The following is a 15,682-nucleotide window of genomic DNA, read 5'->3' as shown; positions in this document are numbered from 1 at the left end:
CTGAAACGACAGACGGGACCGTTCCGCACCGAAAGCACCCCCCAGCCCTTCCGGCACGGAACGAATCCCGTCTATGTCATTTGTAACGTGCAGGTCTCAATGCTTGTTCCAAAAACGGCCAAGATTTAGGTGATCTGCCTCACTTCTTCTCTGCGCAACGACAAGTTCACTTTAGGTAACGACCTCCGGGGCGGCGCGGCGGACGGGATCCGCCGCCGCCGATCCCGGGGAGAGGGCCGCCCCCGGCGCCCGGGTCGATCTCCTCGGCCCCCGGCCCGGGTCGGCACCGGGCTCTCGATCCGGGCGAGGTCAGGGACGGGTCAGGCGCCTGTAGACCACCGCGGTCGTCAGGCCGTAGACCAGGTGCGGGACGATGTCCGAGGCCCACGAGACCGCGTCCCACTCGCGCGGGTCGGTCAGCCGGAGCGCGGTGTAGGGGGCGTCGCCGGCGGCCATCCCCGCCACCGACAGCCCCAGGGCGGCCACCGGAAATGGAACGTTCCGGTCGCCCGCGAGCAGCCCGTAGAGTCCGCCGACTCCCAGGCCCACCGCGTATCCGAGCAGCGCGCCCACGCCTTCGCGCCTGCTCTCGGCGACCTCTCCCGAGCCGAGGTCGGCACCGGCCCGCTCGGCCAGCTTGCCGGCGGCCCGAGCCGGCAACACGCTCGCCGGCCGGCCGCGTACGGTCATGTCCAGATAGGTGACGATGTCCAGCGCGGTGGTACCCGCCGCGCCCGCGAAGATTCCCGCCATCAGGCTCATGAAAGTCGCCTCCTCCGCTGTGGGCTCCCCGGTAGGACGCCGCCGTACCCGGGCGGGGCGATGCGGCCGTGGAGTCGTCCGGCCCCTTCGAGGATCTCGCGGTCGGCGAGGCAAGCGATCCACATCTCTGGCCGTCGCCGCCGTCGTTTTCGAGTGATCATCACGTCATCGTGCCGCCCCTGTGACATGCGCGTTCTCCCCATGTCGACGATGAGGGCGATATGCCCGTCGTCGCCGCGACCAACCGCGCCGTCCACATCCACGGCGACGCCGACGCCCCGTTGATCGGCGCGGCCGACACGGGCGCGGTACCCCGTTCTCGATCAGGGTGCCTGACCAGCCAAAATGCCTTTTTTCACCACATGGGCTTGTAGATAGAATGCTATCGATATATCTTTGAAGCATCGAGAGCGATCTAAAGACGATCGCGAGATGAGGAGATGACATGAATTCGGCAGATGCGATGGGCGGCCAGTGGGCCGGCGTCGTCCCGCAGGAGGTCCGGCGCGAGATGAAGCGCGCGGCCAGGGAGGCCTTGCGGACCATGGCCACCGGCTGGCACCACGGAGGGCCCCACCACGGAGGACCGCACGGACCGCACGAGGGGGGACCCCAGGAGGCGGGCCCGCACGAGCACCGGCACCGCGGTCACCGCGGTCCCTTCCCCGGCGGCTTCCCCTGGGACTTCGGCCGGGGCGGCCGAGGCCGCGGCGGCCCGTTCGGCGGCGGTCCCTTCGGAGGAGGCCCCCCGTTCGGCCGGGGACGCAAGGCGAAGCGGGGCGACGTCCGCGCCGCGATCCTCGCGCTGCTCACCGAGGACTCGCACAACGGCTACCAGATCATCCAGGAGATCGAGCAGCGCAGCCAGGGCGGCTGGAAGCCCAGCCCGGGAGCGGTCTACCCGGCGCTGCAGCAGCTCACCGACGAGGGACTGGTCCTGTCGGAGGAGAACGACGGCCGCAAGACCTTCCGCCTCACCGACGCCGGCCGGGCCTACGTGGCCGAGCACTCCGACGAGGTGCGCGCTCCCTGGGAGGAGATGACGCCCGACGTCGACGGCAGCACCTGGGAGCTGATGGACATCGCCCGCCAGTCGGGGTTCGCCATGCTCCAGATCCTGCAGACCGGCAGCGACGCGCAGATCCAGCAGGCCAGGCAGACCCTGTCCGAGACCCGCCGCAAGCTCTACCAGATCTTGGCCGATGGCGACCCCGGCGAGGAGTGACCAGACCATGACGTCCCGAGACGATCTCCGCATCGGAGACGCCGAGCGTGACGCGGTGATGACGGCCCTGCGCGAGCACTACGCGCAGGGCCGCCTGACCCACGAGGAGCTCGACGAACGCCTCGAACTGACCCTGTCGGCGCGCACCGGGCGCGAGCTGGCCCTGGCCGGCGCCGATCTCCCCGACCTGCACGGCTCACACTCCGAAGACCCCCGGGGATTCTCAGATCACGACCACCGCGGACACGGGGGGCCCGGCTGGGCCTGGCGGCACGGCGGCGCGGAATGGGCCTCGCGGCACGGGGGCGCGGGCTGGGGTCATCACCGGCACGCTCCCCATCCCGGGGCCTGGCATCATCGCCACCCGGCCCGCCGGGGCGGGGCGCCGTTCTTCCCCCTCCTGATCCTCCTGCTGATCGTCGGAGTGGCGACCGCCGGGTTCGGAGTGCTGAAGTTCATCTTCCTGGCCTGGCTGGTGATGACCGTGCTGGGCATGTTCCACCGGAGGCACCGGCATCCCCGCGCCCGAGCCCGCCGGGGCAACCACCCGGGCCCTTTCTGAGCGGCTTCCGAGCCGGGACGCATATCGAGTCGCCGAGCGCGACGACGGCCGTCCCGAACGCACCGGCCGTGACCGCGGGGGCTGTGGGGGTCGTGGTCGTGTCGGCTCCCGAAGACGCCCGTCCACTCGGCGAAGACCCGATCTCCGTCGGTGGCGGGCGTCACGTCTGACGTCCTCCCCCGACTGAAGAGCGGGGATTCACCGGCGATCACCTCGCAAGGAGGATGCCTCCACGCCGTAGGCGCTCGGTGACACCGCCCCCTGATCATGGGGGTCGGGGGGCGGATATTCCCCGGTCATGCGGGTGAAGGCCGGGTTCGTTACTTGAGGGACTCCCGGAGCCGCCGCATCTCGTCCGCGATCCGGTCCAGCGGCCAGTGGGCGTTCAGGCCGCTCGGGTTGGGAAGCACCCACAGCCTCGCATCGCCGATCCTGGACTCTTGCGGCCCGATCACCGCCTTCGGTTCCCCGAACGCCATCCGGTACGCGGTGACCCCCGCCACCGCCAGCACCTTCGGCCGGACCTCGGTGACCAGTCTCACCAGCCGCTCCCCGCCCGCGCGGAGCTCCTCGGCGGACAGCTCCGCCGCCTGCGCGCTCGCCCGTGTCACCACGTTGGTGATGCCCAGCCCCAGGGAGGGGAGCAGTCCCTGCTCCTCGGGGGCCAGCAGCCGGGGCGTGAAGCCCGAACGGTACAGCGCGGGCCAGAACCGGTTGCCCGGCCGGGCGAAGTGGTGACCGGTCGCCGCCGAGTAGAGGCCGGGGTTGATGCCGCAGAACAGGACGTCCAGCGACGGCCCGAGCACGTCCTCGATCGTCCGGTCCTTGGCCGCGTCGAGGTCGGCCTTCGTCGGCCGTACGGCTCTCTCCCGAGGTGCGGCCGCCGCCGACGGCACACGCTCCGGTTCGGACATCCGCTCTCCCGAGGATTCGCGCTCCGGCCCGGACATCGGCTCTCCCGAGGACATCGGGCGAACCTATCCCATCTCCTCCAGTTTCCGGCCCTTGGTCTCCCTCACCTTGAACCACACGAAGACGAAGGACAGCACGGCGAAGAAGGTGTAGCCCACGTAGGCGCCGGCCAGGCTCCACGCCGCCAGCGACGGGAACGACACCGTGATCAGCCAGTTGGCCACCCACTGGGCGGAGGCGGCCACCGAGAGCGCGGCGGCCCTGACCCGGTTGGGGAACATCTCCCCGAGCAGCACCCAGACGACGACGCCCCACGACAGTGCGAAGAACAGCACGAAGACGTGCGCGGCGACCAGGGCGACGAAGCCCTGCGCCTCCGGCAGCCTGACGGTGTCGCCGGACGGGACGCCCGAGCTGAACGCCCACGCGGCCACGGCCAGCGCGACCGCCATGCCCGCGGAGCCGATCAGCAGCAGGGGCCTGCGGCCGATCCTGTCGACCAGCGCGATGGCGATGAACGTGCCGACGATGTTGATGATCGAGGTGGAGAAGCTGATCAGCAGCGAGTTGCTCTGGTTGATGCCGATCGACTGCCAGAGCGACGCCGAGTAGTAGAAGATGACGTTGATACCCACGAACTGCTGGAAGACCGAGAGCAGGATGCCGATCCAGACGATCGGCAGCAGGCCGAACTTCGGGCCGCGCAGGTCGCGGAGCCGGGGCCGTCGCTCGCTGCGCAGCGAGTCCTGGATCTCCGCCAGCCGCGCGTCCACGTCGGAGCTCTCGCCCTCCACCTCGGCGAGCACCCTGCGCGCCTCCTGCGTCTTCCCCGCCGCGACGAGGAACCGCGGCGACTCGGGGATGATCGTCGAGAAGAGCAGATAGAGCAGGGCCGGCACCAGACAGGCGCCGAGCATCCACTGCCAGGCCTCCAGGCCGGCCAGCTTGTTGTTGACGTTGCCCCCGGCCGTCTCCGCGATCGCGTAGTTGACCAGCTGGGAGACCGCGATGCCCAGCACGATGGCGAGCTGCTGGAAGGATCCCAGACGCCCCCGGTAGGCGGGTGGCGAGACCTCGGCGATGTAGGCGGGCCCGATCACCGAGGCCATGCCGATCCCCACGCCGGCGAGCACCCGCCAGAAGGCCAGATCCCAGACCGCGAAGGGCAGCGCCTGGCCGACGGAACTGATCGCGAACAGGATCGCGGCCACCTGCATGGTCCTCGTGCGTCCCCAGCGGTCGGCCAGTCCCCCGGCGATCCACGCGCCGAGCGCGGAGCCCAGCAGCGCGATCGCGACCACGAACCCGATCTGGACCGGACCGACAGCGAAGTGTTTCTGGATTCCGGTGACGGCCCCGTTGATGACGGCGCTGTCATAGCCGAAAAGAAATCCGCCGATCGCCGCCGCGGCGGTGATGAAGACGACGTGACCAATGTTCTCGCTGGAAGTACCCGATGGGGCGGTGCCGGCCATGACAGTCCTTTCCCCCGAAAGGAAGTATGAGACGTCAATACCCCAACCAAATACAGGTGATCACCCAGAGGTCGTCATCTACCAGCGAAGAATCGCGGCGACCCCGTCGAAATCAGCGAGAATCTCCGATGCCCCGGAGTTCAGAACGGTGACCTCCGCATCGATGTCCAGAGCTCGCTCGATCATGCGCTCACCCATCGCGGGCTCCGGGACGAGCGTCCGCTCCGACTCCCCCGGCGGGATCTCGCCGGGCAGGTGGAGCATCCCGTAGGCCGTACGGCTGCCGCTCCATTCACGGGACTCGTCCAGCAGCAGGTTCGCGACCCGGCTCTCGTTCAGCGCGTGGAGCGTGTCCCTCAGCCCCAGGGCGCCGCGTCCGCCGGCCAGCGTGGCGTCCTTGGCCCGGTTCGCCAGGTCGGTGCCGTGCCGGGTCCTGGCGGCCTTCAGGTGTGGGGCAACGTACTCGACGATCTTCGCCGAGGGCAGCGGGTCCACCACCGCGTCAACCTGGATGACGTCTCCGGTCAGCTCTCCCGCCAGGATGTCGGTCAGCTGGACGTCGCCGACCAGCACGAGCGTGGTCCAGCCCAGGGCCGCGGCATGGGTGCTGACCTGCGGCGCGTCCGCGCGCAGCAGCCTGGAGAGGTTGTCCTCGATCCGGCTGGCGAACCTCTCCCGGTGCGAGACGCCCTGCTGGGAGAACTCCGAGGGCGCGGGGCCGCGCATATCCCGCCAGTCCTCGATGTCGACCTCGTACCGCGATTTCCCGACGTCCTCGACCATGCCGTAGCGGTAGTCGATCACGCGCAGTCCGTCCCTGCACACGACGACGATCCCGGCGGGCGGTGCGGCCTCCACCGTGTTGACCAGAGGGCGCACGTAGGCCGTCGGCTCCAGCACGATCTGGTCGACGACCGGTAGCTGGAAGGAGAAGACCCTCGCCTCGCCCCCGCAGACCGGGGCGAACAACACGCGCCCCAGCCCGGACTCGGCGGGGTCGAGCAGATGCTGGAAAGGTTGATCCAGCTCAGCCAGCCGCTGGAGGACCGCCTTCTTCCGCGTCCCGTCCCTGTCTGCCATGACCCGCTCTCGCAGATCGGACAGTTCGTTGCGGAAACGGATCCGCCAGGCGGGCCGGAAGGACTTCTCCTCTCGTGGGTCCGCGTTCAGATAGAACGACAACACCCCGATCTCATCTCTGATCGAGACGACTTCCCGCAGGGCAGCGCGATCGAATTTCACTGCGTTCCTCCCTGGTGGTCGGCCCTTAAAAGCCTAAAGACCAGGGAGAAGAATTCCATCATCGCAATCCGGAATATGTCTTTCTACTTCACCTGCCTTTATCCAAAAATCACAGACGCGGATCCACCGGCTCGGATTCCAGGGCCAGGACCGCGAAGACCGCCTCGTGGACCCTCCACAGCGGCTCCCCCTCGGCCAGCCGGGACAGCGCCTCCAGCCCGAGCGCGTGCTCGCGCAGGGCGAGCGAGCGCTTGCGGCCCAGGAACCGGTGGCGCAGAACCTCCAGGCTCTCGGTGTAGTCGGGGCCGTAGATGATCCGCAGGTATTCCCGCCCGCGCACCTTGACCCCCGGCTGCACCCGGCTCCGCTGTCCCGTCGCGCCTGCGCCCGGGTCCGACCCCGCGTTCGCGCCTGGGCCCGTGTTCGCGCCCGATCCGGCCTCCACGGGCAGCTCCGGTCCCGCTCCGCTCACCACCGGGCTCTGCGCCCGGCCGTCCGGGGGTCCCAGCGGCTTGACCACCATGCCCTCCCCGCCCTCGGCGGTCAGGCCGGACCACCAGGCGGTCGCCGCGTCCCTGGACTCCTCCGAGGTCAGATCCACGAACAGGTGCCGGGTGGGCACGATCAGCGGGTCGTCGAGCCGGGACAGCATCTCCAGGTGCCAGGAGTGCGGCTCCAGCACCGCTGTCGCCCGGCCCTCGCAGGCGAGAATCTGGAACGGCGCCAGGCGCAGATCATCCAAACTGGAGACAGGCCAGCAGTAACGGGCATATGCGTCCCTGAATCGGGCAGCGTTGGTGGAGCGGCGGCGGGTGCGGTCCAGTAACAAGCCCACATCCAACCCGCGCCCGGCCGCCGCTTCCAGCACCGTGACCGCCTCAGGCAGCACCGTGCGGGCCGCGGCGCCCACCGACGCGTACTGGCTGCGGATCAGCCCTTCCGCCTTGGCCGACCAGGGCAGCAGCTCGCAGTCGAGAACGATCCAGTCCGATCCCAGCTCGTCCATGATCGGCGTGCACGCCTGCCTGAGCCGGTCCACCAGCTCGGTGGTGTCGGCGAAGAAAGGCCTGCCGGTCCGGGTGTAGACCGCCCCCGCGCTCCCGTCCACGACCCCGAACCGCGCGGCCGCCGCCTCCGGGCTCCGGGCCAGTACGGCCACCGCCCGCGAACCCATGTGCTTCTCCTCGCACACGACCCGGGTGACTCCGGCCGCCGCGAACTCGGCGAACGCCTCGGCCGGATGCTCCAGGTAGCCGTCGAGCCTGGAGGTCTCCGGCGGTGCCATCGTCGGCGGCAGGTAGACCAGCCAGCGCGGATCGACGGCGAACCGGCTCATGATCTCAAGTGCGGCGGCCGAGTTCTCCTTCCGGATCTTGATGTGACCGCCGCCGTGACGCACCTCGATGTGCTTGGCGCCCTGCACGTCCCCGATGGAGAGCACGCCCGGGTCACGGTGGCCGGGGGCGGCGAACGGCTTGACCGACTCGTACCAGACCTTCTCGGCGGGCACCGAGACGATCTCCTTGTCCGGGTAGCGCAGCGCGGTCAGCCTCCCGCCGAAGACCACTCCGGTGTCCAGGCAGATCGTGTTGTTGATCCACTCGGTCTCGGGGACCGGGGTGTGGCCGTAGACGACCATGGCCCGGCCCCGGTACTCCCGCGCCCAGGGGTAACGCACCGGCAGGCCGTACTCATCGGTCTCGCCGGTGGTGTCGCCGTACAGCGCGAAGGAGCGCACCCGGCCCGAGGCACGGCCGTGGTAGGCCTCCTTCAGCCCGGCGTGCGCGACGACGAGCTTGCCGCCGTCGAGACGGTAGTGGCTGATCAGCCCGTCCATGAAGGCCAGCGCCGCCCGCCTGAACTCCTCCGGCTCGGCCGCGAGCTGGTCCAGCGACTCCTGCAGGCCATGGGCGATCTTGACCTTGCGGCCGTTGAGGGCGCGGGCCAGTTTCTGCTCGTGGTTGCCCGACACGCACAGTGCGGTTCCGGCCGTGACCATGCCCATCACCAGCCTGAGCACGCCGGGTGAGTCCGGCCCCCGGTCGACCAGGTCGCCCACGAACACCGCCGTCCTGCCCTCCGGGTGGGTGGCGCCCGTACCGCCGGGGGCGATCTCCCATCCCAGCGTGCGCAGCAGCGTCTCCAGCTCGGAGCGGCAGCCGTGCACGTCGCCGATGATGTCGAACGGCCCGGTCAGCTCACGCCTGTCGGTCCACGACTTCTCCCTGACGACGACCGCGGCCTCGATCTCCTCGGTCCCTCGCAGCACGTGGACCCGGCGGAAACCGTCCCGGGAGATCTTGGCCATGGACCGCCGCAGGTCCTTGCGCTGCCGCCGGACCACCTGGGGCCCGAAGTTCCGGTCGGGCCTGTCCTCGTTGCGCGCGATCGCCACCTCCTCGGGCACGTCCAAGACGATCGCGTCGACCAGCACGTTGTGCTCCTTGGCCAGCTCGATCAGGCTCTTCCGCGCCTCCCACTGGACGTTGGTGGCGTCGACGACCGTGAGCAGCCCCCGCTTGAGCCGGGTGCCGACGATGTAGTGGAGCACGTCGAAGGCGTCGGATGTGGCGGCCTGGTCGTTCTCGTCGTCGGACACCAGCCCTCGGCAGAAGTCCGAGGAGACCACCTGGGTGGGGATGAAGTGCTTGCGAGCGAAGGTCGACTTCCCGCTCCCGGACACCCCCACGAGCACGACCAGGGACATCTCCGGCACGTTGATCTCAGTCATCTCCACCTCCCACACCTACGATGTTTCCAGCGTTTGCGACGTTTGCGGCGCTTACGGCGTCTCCAGCGCTTGCGGCGCTTGCGGCATCTTCAGCACCCGTGGCATTTACTGCGACTTCAACACGTGCGGTGCTTGCGGCATTTACGACGCCTTCAACACGTGCGGTGCTTGCGGCATTTACGGTGCCTTCGACACGTGCGGCGTTTTCAGCGCCCCCGCCACTGAATTTTCCGGCATTTGCGGCATTTACGGCGCTGAACAGGGCCATCTGGGTGGGCGAGCCCACCTCGGGATCATCGTCGCCGACCGGCCGGAACGCGACGTGGTAGCCGTACTCGCCGCAGACCTTCGCGGCCCACGCCTGGAACTCGGCCCGCGTCCACTCGAAACGGTGGTCGGAGTGACGCATGCCCTCCAGGAAGTCATAGCGCACGTTGTACTCGACGTTGGGCGTCGTGACGATCACGTGCACCGGCCGGGCGGTGCCGAAGACCACCCGCTCCAGCGCGCTCAGCCTGGACGGATCGACGTGCTCGATGACCTCCATGAGCACGGCGGCGTCATATCCGGCGAACCGGTCGTCGGTGTAGGTCAGCGCACCCTGGAACAGCTCCAGCCGCTCCAGCTGCCTGTCCGGCATCCGGTCGAGCTTCAAGCGCCTGGCCGCGATCGCCAGCGCCTGCGCCGACACGTCCGTCCCGGCCACCTTGGTGAATCCCGGCCGGCCCAGCAACGCCCCCACCAGCTGACCCGATCCACAGCCCAGGTCGATCACCCTGTGCGCGCCCAACTCCTCCAGCACGCCGACCACGGCCTCGCGCCGCAGGGTGTTCAGGGGCCGCTTCCGCGTCGAGTCCCCGGCCCCGCCGTCCGGCGTCACCTCGTCATCTGCGATTCCGCCGGATGGAGCCACCGCACCATCCACGGCGCCGCCGGACGGCGCGGCCCGACGATCCACCGCCCCGCCGCCCCACACCGCCTCACCATCCACGGCGCCGTCAGACGGCGCAGCCTGACGATTCGCGGCCTCGCCGTCCGGCACCATCTCGTCATGAATCGCCGGGGACCCCTCATCCCGCAGGGCACCGGCGTCCTCCTCCGGCGGGACGGAGAAGGTCTCGGCGGACTCCTCCTCGACGGGAGGCTCAAGGTCCTCCTCCACGTCGTCGCCGATCTCGGCCAGGCGGGCGAAGGCCGTGCGGGTCAGCGCCCAGCGGCGGCCAAGGTAACGGCGGGTGATCAGCCCTCTCTCCGGGTGGGCGGCCAGCCAGGACTCGCCCGCCCTGATCAGCTTGTCCACCTCGTCGGAGGCGACCCAGTAGTGCTTGGAGTCGTCGAGCACCGGAAGCAGCACGTAGAGCTGGTTGAGCGCGTCGGCCAGGCGCACCTCGCCCCGCAGCGACAGCCCCACGTAACGGGAGTCGCCCCACTCGGGAAACCCCTCGTCCAGCGGTACGGCCCGTGCCTCGACCTCCCAGCCCAGCGGCTCGAACAACCGGTGCGCCAGCTGGGGACCGCCCCTGCAGGGCAGCACAGGCAGCGCGATCTCCAGCGGAATCGGCCCGGCGGCCAGCTCCGGACGGCTGTCGCAGCGTCCGGTGCGTGCCGTGCGGAACACGTCCCCCAGCGCCACGGCCAGCAGTGACGACGCGGCGTAGGGCCGGTCGTTGACGTACTGGCCCAGCGTGTAGTCGGGCGTGGAACGGCCGCGCGAGCGCACCAGGCGGACCGGGTCGACGTCGAGCATCAACGCCGCCGTGCAGCGCTCCTCGTCCGCCTCCGGATAGAAGACGCGGGCCATGCCGTATGACTGGCCGAACTCCTGAACCCGGTCCGGATGCTTGTGCAACAGGAATCCGAGGTCGGTTGCGGGCCGTACGGTCGTGGAGATCGTTAGCAACACCCGGCTCAGTGTGCCTCACGTCCGGCAAGCCCGGCCATCGGTTAACCGTTCCGGCTCACGCCTGAGCCGCGGACTCCCGTCCACGAGCACCCTGCCGCGACGGTCACGCGCATCCGGCCCTGGATCCGTCTCTCAGACCTCGGCTCGCTGAGGACGCGGACTCCGTCCACGACGGTCCCGCGTATCGGCCCTGGGCCCGTCCCTCAGTCCTCGGCCCCTCTGAGGACGCGGACTCCGGCTGCGACGGTCACGCGTATCCGGTCGTGGGCCCGCACCCCTGGCCTTCGCCCCTTGAGGATGAAGTGCGGACCCATGGCTCTGCGCCCTACACGTGGGGCAGGACCTCGGCGGCGATGAGCTCCAGGTGGTCCAGGTCCGACAGGTCCAGCACCTGCAGGTAGATCCGCTCGACGCCCAGCTTCGCGAACTCGCCGATCTTCTCGACCACCTCGGCGGGAGTGCCCGCCAGCCCGCTCGCGCGCAACACAGCGAGGTCGTGTCCGGTGGCTTCGGCCCGGCGCGCGATCTCCGCGTCGTCGGTGCCGACGCAGACGGTCTGGGCGACGGAGAACCGGATCGACTCACGCCCCTCCGCCTCGCACGCCTGCCGGACCCGGTCGAAGGCGATCGCGGTGTCGTCCAGGGGGTGAAACGGCAGGTTGTACTCGTCGGCGAACCGCGCGGCCAGCCGTGGGGTGCGCTTGGCGCCGGCCCCGCCGATGATGATCGGCGGCTTGGGGCTCTGCACGGGCTTGGGCAGCGCGGGCGAGTCCGCCAGCCGGTAGTGGGCGCCCTCGAACGAGAACGTCTTGCCCACGGGAGTGGTCCAGAGCCCGGTGATGATCTCGAGCTGCTCCTCGAAGCGGCCGAACCGCTCGCCGATCGGCGGGAACGGGATCCCGTAGGCGGTGTGCTCGACGTCCAGCCAGCCGGTGCCGAGGCCGAGCTCGACCCGGCCCCCGCTCATCTGGTCCACCTGGGCCACACTGATCGCCAGCGGGCCGGGCAGCCGGAAGGTGACCGGGGTGACCAGGGTGCCGAGCCTGATCGTGGAGGTCTCCCTGGCCAGGCCCGCCAGGGTCGTCCAAGCGTCGGTGGAGCCGGCACCGGGGTCGCCGGAACCGAACCGCACATAGTGGTCAGAACGGAAAAAGGCGTCGAACCCCAGCCGCTCCGCGGTCTGTGCGACCGCCAGCAGCTCATCGTAGGTGGCGCCCTGCTGTGGTTCAGTGAAGATCCTCAACTTCATACTCACCATTATCCGGGCACTCCGGACGGCATCCGCTGAAAGCCCACGCCGCGACGTGAACGCTTGCTAGCGTTCAGACCTCAGCTGCAATCAGTAGTCGACCAAGCACCGATAGCGATAATCATGTCGTCGAGAAGGTGGAGCACGTGCCGGTGGTGACGGGTCGTCCCGCCGCTCGCCAGGCCCGCGAGCCGGGCACACCGCCCCGCTCTCTCGTCGTGCTGGCCTCGGCGGCGCTCGCCCTGGCAACCGGCGTCGCGATCTGGCTTCTGCCCACCAAGGCGGGCGGCGACCAGAGCGTGCCCGGCCTGGCCGCGCGGGCCGGGGTGACGGCTTCCGGACTGGCCACCAGATCCTCCGTCGGGCAGAAACCCGCGCCGGCCCCCGTCTCCCCCACCGACCGGCCGTCGGGCTTCGTGACGTTCGTGAACACGGTTCAGGATCCGCTCTTCACCCTGCCCGAGGTAGCGGGGAAGGACCACGTCCGCTGGTTCACCCTCGGCCACCTCACCACCGGCCGTAAGGAATGCGTCCCCATGTGGGGTGGCACGCAGGACGGCGAGCTCGTCGCCGATCGCCTGGGCCGTCTGCGCGCGGTCGGCGGCGATGCCGGTCTCGCCTTCGGCGGCCCCGTAGGCCGCGAACTGGCCGCCGCCTGCACCGACCTCGACCGCCTCGTCGCCGCCTACCGGCAGGCGATCGACACCTTCGACGCCACCTACATCGACTTCGAGGTCCAGGACCCGGCCAGCGCCGCGACCGTGCTGCGCCGCGCCAGGGCGATCGCGACCCTGCAACGCGAGGCCGCGGCCAAGGGCCGTCCCCTCACCGTGAGCTTCACCCTCCCGGTCACGGGAACGGGCCTGGCCCCGAGTGATCAGGCCATGCTCCGATCCACCCGCGAGGCCGGCGCCGAGATCACCGCCGTGAACCTCCTGGCCGCCGTCGGCCCCGAATCCGGGCTCGCCCAAGACCGCCTGCGCCCCGTCGCCTCGGCCGTCCGCGCCGCGCAACCCCAGATCGCGGAATCTCTTGGCGAACCCGTCGCCTGGCGCAGGATCGCGCTCACCCCCGTCCTGAGCAGCTCCCACGACCTCACCCCGGCCAACGCCCACAGGCTCATCGCCTTCGCCGGCCGCAACAAGCTGGCCTGGCTCTCCGTCAGGGGCGCCGCCCCCACCCCGAACGTCGCCCGGTTCCTCACGAGCGCGACACGCTGACGCCCCTGCCCCGAAGATCGCCCACGACAGCGGCCGGCGCTTTCGATGATCTTGTCTATGCCTCCGGCGATACGAGCGGCCGTCTCGTTTTTTCTGTCACCCCTCCACGAGATGACGAAATCCACAACCCAGGCACCGGACCGGTTCCTCTCCTATGAGAAAAGGCGCGTCACATCAAGCAACGCACTGGACAGCCACCCCCCTCAGGGGTTATGAATGGGTTATAACCCTTCAGTAACCCCATAGGGGAGACAACATGCCGAAGATCAATGTCTATCTGCCCGACGAGCTGGCCGAGGCGGTGAAGAAGGCGGGGGTGCCGGTCTCGGCCGTCTGCCAGCGAGCCCTGGAGCAGGCCGTACGGCGGGTCACCGCCATCCGTGAGACGGCGCTGAACGCCTCCGACATCGACGACCTGACCGCACGTTTCCCGCACTTCACCGCCCGGGCCCGTACGGTGATCAAGCTGTCGGTGGAGCAGGCACGGGCCCTGGGGGCGGCCGAGATCGGCACCGAGCATCTGCTGGGCGGCCTGCTGGCCGAGGGCGGCAACCTGGCCCTCCAGGTCCTGGGCGTTCTGGAGATCGAGCGCGAGGAGGTCCGGCGCCAACTGGACCGCCTGAGCCTCGAGACCCCCGGGACGTCCGGCTCCTCCGCGGTCTCCGCCACGGGCGACGACGCCGAGCTCACCTTCAGCGCGTCCGCGGCCGCGGCTCTGGAGATGACCGTCACCGACGCGACCGCCCTCGGCCACAACTACATCGGCTGCGAGCACCTGCTCCTCGGTCTGGTCGCCGAACCCGACGGGGCGGCGGGTCACATCCTCCGGGGACTGGGCGCCGAGCCGCGGCTGACCCGCCGCGCGGTCTCAGCCGCCCTGGCGGGCTACGTGCACCTGCGGGCCCAGACCCAGGCCTCCACGGCCTCCACAGCCTCCACGCCGTCACCGGCCCCCGCCGACGCGGCGAGTGCCCTCTCCGCAGCTCTCCGCGAAGAACTGCGGCCCATCCTGCGGAGGCTCGAGCGGCTGGAGGAGCATCTGAGCCTCGCGGAGGAGGCATAAGACCGATCGGGGTCACGCGCGAAATGCAGGGCTAGTCCTCTCCGGCCTGCGAAACGTCATCCGTCGCGCGCTCGCCGGTCGGGACGCCGTCCGGATCATTGATCAGCAGCGCCACGCACTCCACATGGTGGGTCATCGGGAATCCGTCGAAGGCCCGCAGGTCGGCGAGGCGGTAGCCCTGCTCGCCGAACCAGGCGAGGTCGCGGGCGAGGGTGGCCGGGTCGCAGGAGACGTAGACGATCCGGCCGGCCTGAAGGGTGACGAGACGGTTGACGACCTCGCGGCCGAGACCCGCGCGGGGCGGGTCGACGACGACCAGGTCGGCGCGCTCGATGTCGAAGTGGTCGAGGGCGTTCTCGACCCGGCCCCGCGCGAAGCGGGCCTGAGGGAGGTCGCGGAGGTTGCGTTCGGCGTCGCGGACGGAGACGGACTCGGACTCGACGCCGAACACGGCGCCCTCGGGGCCGACCGCCTCCGCCAGGCCCGCGGCGAACAGGCCGACTCCGCAGTAGAGGTCGAGGGCCCACTCCCCCGGCTTCGGGTCGGCGAACTCCAGGACCGTGCCGAGCAACGTGGCGGCAGAGCCGGGGTGGACCTGCCAGAAACCGCTGCCGGTCACCTGGAAGTCGCGCTCGCCGACGCGCTCGGTGAGGTGGTTGCGGCCGTGGACGACGCGGGTGCGGCCCTTGCCCTCGTCGACGAAGACGGCCACGCTCGTGTCGAGATCGGGCACGGCCACCGTACGGCGGGGCTTGGGGGCGACCACGACGGCCTGGTCCCCGCCCGAGGAGGCGATGACCTCGACGGAGGAGGCGTGGCGCCAGTTCATGACCTCGGCGCCGACGTTCTCCACCTCGGCGTGGGCGATCAGACAGGCGTCGATCGGCTCGATGTCGTGGGAGCGGTGCCGGCGCAGGCCCGGGACCCCGTCACGGTTGACGGCGAACTGGACCCGGGTACGCCAGCCGAGGCCGTCGGGGGCACCGGGGACCTCCTCGACGGTTCCCTTCCAGTCGATGCCCGCCAGGCGCTTGAGCTGCTCGGCGACCACGTCGGCCTTCAACCGGCGCTGGGCGTCGAGGGAGGCGTGCTGCCAGTCACAGCCGCCACAGCGGCCCGGTCCCGCGAACGGGCACGGCGGGACCACCCGGTCGGCGGAGGGTTCGAGAATCTCGACGGCGTCGGCTCGCAGGAAGCGGGTGGTCTCTTCCGTGATCTCGGCCATGACGCGCTCGCCGGGAAGCGCGTGCCGTACAAAAACCACCCGGCCGTCATGGCGAGCGACGCACCAGCCACCGTGTGCAACCGGTCCTACCGTCAGCTCTATAGCCATGGCCA

Annotated in this window: 13 protein-coding genes; 5 read left to right on the top strand and 8 right to left on the bottom strand. The window is 69.9% G+C overall.

The features are described from left to right. Positions 1-309: 309 nt before the first annotated feature. Positions 310-762 (bottom strand): hypothetical protein, encoded by a 453-nt coding sequence (locus CHC08_RS06975; RefSeq protein WP_089206349.1) that lies wholly within the window; start codon positions 760-762, stop codon positions 310-312. Between the two features lie 221 nt (positions 763-983). Between CHC08_RS06975 and CHC08_RS49355 the strand changes: the two genes are divergently transcribed. The 3 genes from CHC08_RS49355 (at position 984) to CHC08_RS06965 (ending at position 2,549) form a co-directional block, all read left to right on the top strand. After that, positions 984-1,136 carry a hypothetical protein gene (locus tag CHC08_RS49355; RefSeq protein WP_179281927.1) on the top strand — a complete coding sequence of 51 codons (153 nt, stop codon included), beginning with the start codon at positions 984-986 and terminating at the stop codon, positions 1,134-1,136. Between the two features lie 71 nt (positions 1,137-1,207). After that, positions 1,208-1,987, top strand: a complete 780-nt coding sequence (locus CHC08_RS06970) for a PadR family transcriptional regulator (RefSeq protein ID WP_089206348.1) — start codon at positions 1,208-1,210, stop codon at positions 1,985-1,987. A gap of 7 nt (positions 1,988-1,994) precedes the next feature. Then, on the top strand, positions 1,995-2,549 hold the full coding sequence (locus CHC08_RS06965; protein ID WP_089206347.1) for a DUF1707 SHOCT-like domain-containing protein: 555 nt from the start codon (positions 1,995-1,997) through the stop codon (positions 2,547-2,549). Between the two features lie 320 nt (positions 2,550-2,869). Here the strand turns inward: CHC08_RS06965 and mug are convergent, their stop codons facing one another. The 6 genes from mug to CHC08_RS06935 all read right to left on the bottom strand — a co-directional run bounded on the left by mug (position 2,870) and on the right by CHC08_RS06935 (position 12,061). Next, a complete protein-coding gene (mug, locus tag CHC08_RS06960) occupies positions 2,870-3,463 on the bottom strand; it encodes a G/U mismatch-specific DNA glycosylase (RefSeq protein WP_089206535.1) in 594 nt (197 codons plus the stop codon). 63 nt (positions 3,464-3,526) lie between these two features. Then, positions 3,527-4,936, bottom strand: a complete 1,410-nt coding sequence (locus tag CHC08_RS06955; RefSeq protein ID WP_089206346.1) for a sugar porter family MFS transporter — start codon at positions 4,934-4,936, stop codon at positions 3,527-3,529. Positions 4,937-5,014: 78 nt separating this feature from the next. Further along, positions 5,015-6,178 (bottom strand): VLRF1 family aeRF1-type release factor, encoded by a 1,164-nt coding sequence (locus tag CHC08_RS06950; RefSeq protein WP_089206345.1) that lies wholly within the window; start codon positions 6,176-6,178, stop codon positions 5,015-5,017. Positions 6,179-6,287: 109 nt separating this feature from the next. Continuing rightward, complete coding sequence (locus tag CHC08_RS06945) at positions 6,288-8,909, bottom strand: polynucleotide kinase-phosphatase (protein ID WP_089206534.1); 2,622 nt, start codon at positions 8,907-8,909, stop codon at positions 6,288-6,290. Then, positions 8,902-10,812: a 3' terminal RNA ribose 2'-O-methyltransferase Hen1 gene (locus tag CHC08_RS06940; RefSeq protein WP_338055664.1), complete on the bottom strand. Its 1,911-nt coding sequence runs from the start codon at positions 10,810-10,812 to the stop codon at positions 8,902-8,904. Before CHC08_RS06940 ends, CHC08_RS06945 begins: the two co-directional genes overlap by 8 nt. Positions 10,813-11,137: 325 nt before the next feature. Beyond that, positions 11,138-12,061 carry an LLM class F420-dependent oxidoreductase gene (locus tag CHC08_RS06935; RefSeq protein WP_089206344.1) on the bottom strand — a complete coding sequence of 308 codons (924 nt, stop codon included), beginning with the start codon at positions 12,059-12,061 and terminating at the stop codon, positions 11,138-11,140. A gap of 146 nt (positions 12,062-12,207) precedes the next feature. Here CHC08_RS06935 and CHC08_RS06930 point away from each other — a divergent pair, with 146 nt between their 5' ends. Further along, entirely contained in the window at positions 12,208-13,281 is a 1,074-nt protein-coding gene (locus CHC08_RS06930; protein ID WP_143653129.1) for a glycoside hydrolase family 18 protein, read from the top strand. 256 nt (positions 13,282-13,537) lie between these two features. Beyond that, entirely contained in the window at positions 13,538-14,344 is an 807-nt protein-coding gene (locus tag CHC08_RS06925; protein WP_089206342.1) for a Clp protease N-terminal domain-containing protein, read from the top strand. A 31-nt stretch (positions 14,345-14,375) separates the two neighbouring features. On the opposite strand, the gene CHC08_RS06920 is transcribed toward CHC08_RS06925, so the two are convergent. Continuing rightward, positions 14,376-15,677 (bottom strand): class I SAM-dependent RNA methyltransferase, encoded by a 1,302-nt coding sequence (locus CHC08_RS06920; protein ID WP_245878175.1) that lies wholly within the window; start codon positions 15,675-15,677, stop codon positions 14,376-14,378. Between the last annotated feature and the right edge of the window lie 5 nt (positions 15,678-15,682).

The organism is Streptosporangium subroseum (assembly GCF_900188345.1).
GTDB lineage: Bacteria > Actinomycetota > Actinomycetes > Streptosporangiales > Streptosporangiaceae > Streptosporangium > Streptosporangium subroseum.
The sequence above is the reverse complement of the archived record's forward strand: the minus strand, read 5'-3'. Positions and strand labels throughout refer to the sequence as shown.

Excerpts from the sequence above, each read along its gene's own strand:
- CHC08_RS06975 (WP_089206349.1), bottom strand. The coding sequence starts at position 762 with ATGAGCCTGATGGCGGGAATCTTCGCGGGCGCGGCGGGTACCACCGCG.
- CHC08_RS06945 (WP_089206534.1), bottom strand. The coding sequence starts at position 8,909 with ATGACTGAGATCAACGTGCCGGAGATGTCCCTGGTCGTGCTCGTGGGG.
- CHC08_RS06955 (WP_089206346.1), bottom strand. The coding sequence starts at position 4,936 with ATGGCCGGCACCGCCCCATCGGGTACTTCCAGCGAGAACATTGGTCAC.
- CHC08_RS06935 (WP_089206344.1), bottom strand. The coding sequence starts at position 12,061 with ATGAAGTTGAGGATCTTCACTGAACCACAGCAGGGCGCCACCTACGAT.
- CHC08_RS49355 (WP_179281927.1), top strand. The coding sequence starts at position 984 with ATGCCCGTCGTCGCCGCGACCAACCGCGCCGTCCACATCCACGGCGAC.
- CHC08_RS06970 (WP_089206348.1), top strand. The coding sequence starts at position 1,208 with ATGAATTCGGCAGATGCGATGGGCGGCCAGTGGGCCGGCGTCGTCCCG.
- CHC08_RS06920 (WP_245878175.1), bottom strand. The coding sequence starts at position 15,677 with ATGGCTATAGAGCTGACGGTAGGACCGGTTGCACACGGTGGCTGGTGC.
- CHC08_RS06965 (WP_089206347.1), top strand. The coding sequence starts at position 1,995 with ATGACGTCCCGAGACGATCTCCGCATCGGAGACGCCGAGCGTGACGCG.
- CHC08_RS06925 (WP_089206342.1), top strand. The coding sequence starts at position 13,538 with ATGCCGAAGATCAATGTCTATCTGCCCGACGAGCTGGCCGAGGCGGTG.
- mug (WP_089206535.1), bottom strand. The coding sequence starts at position 3,463 with ATGTCCGAACCGGAGCGTGTGCCGTCGGCGGCGGCCGCACCTCGGGAG.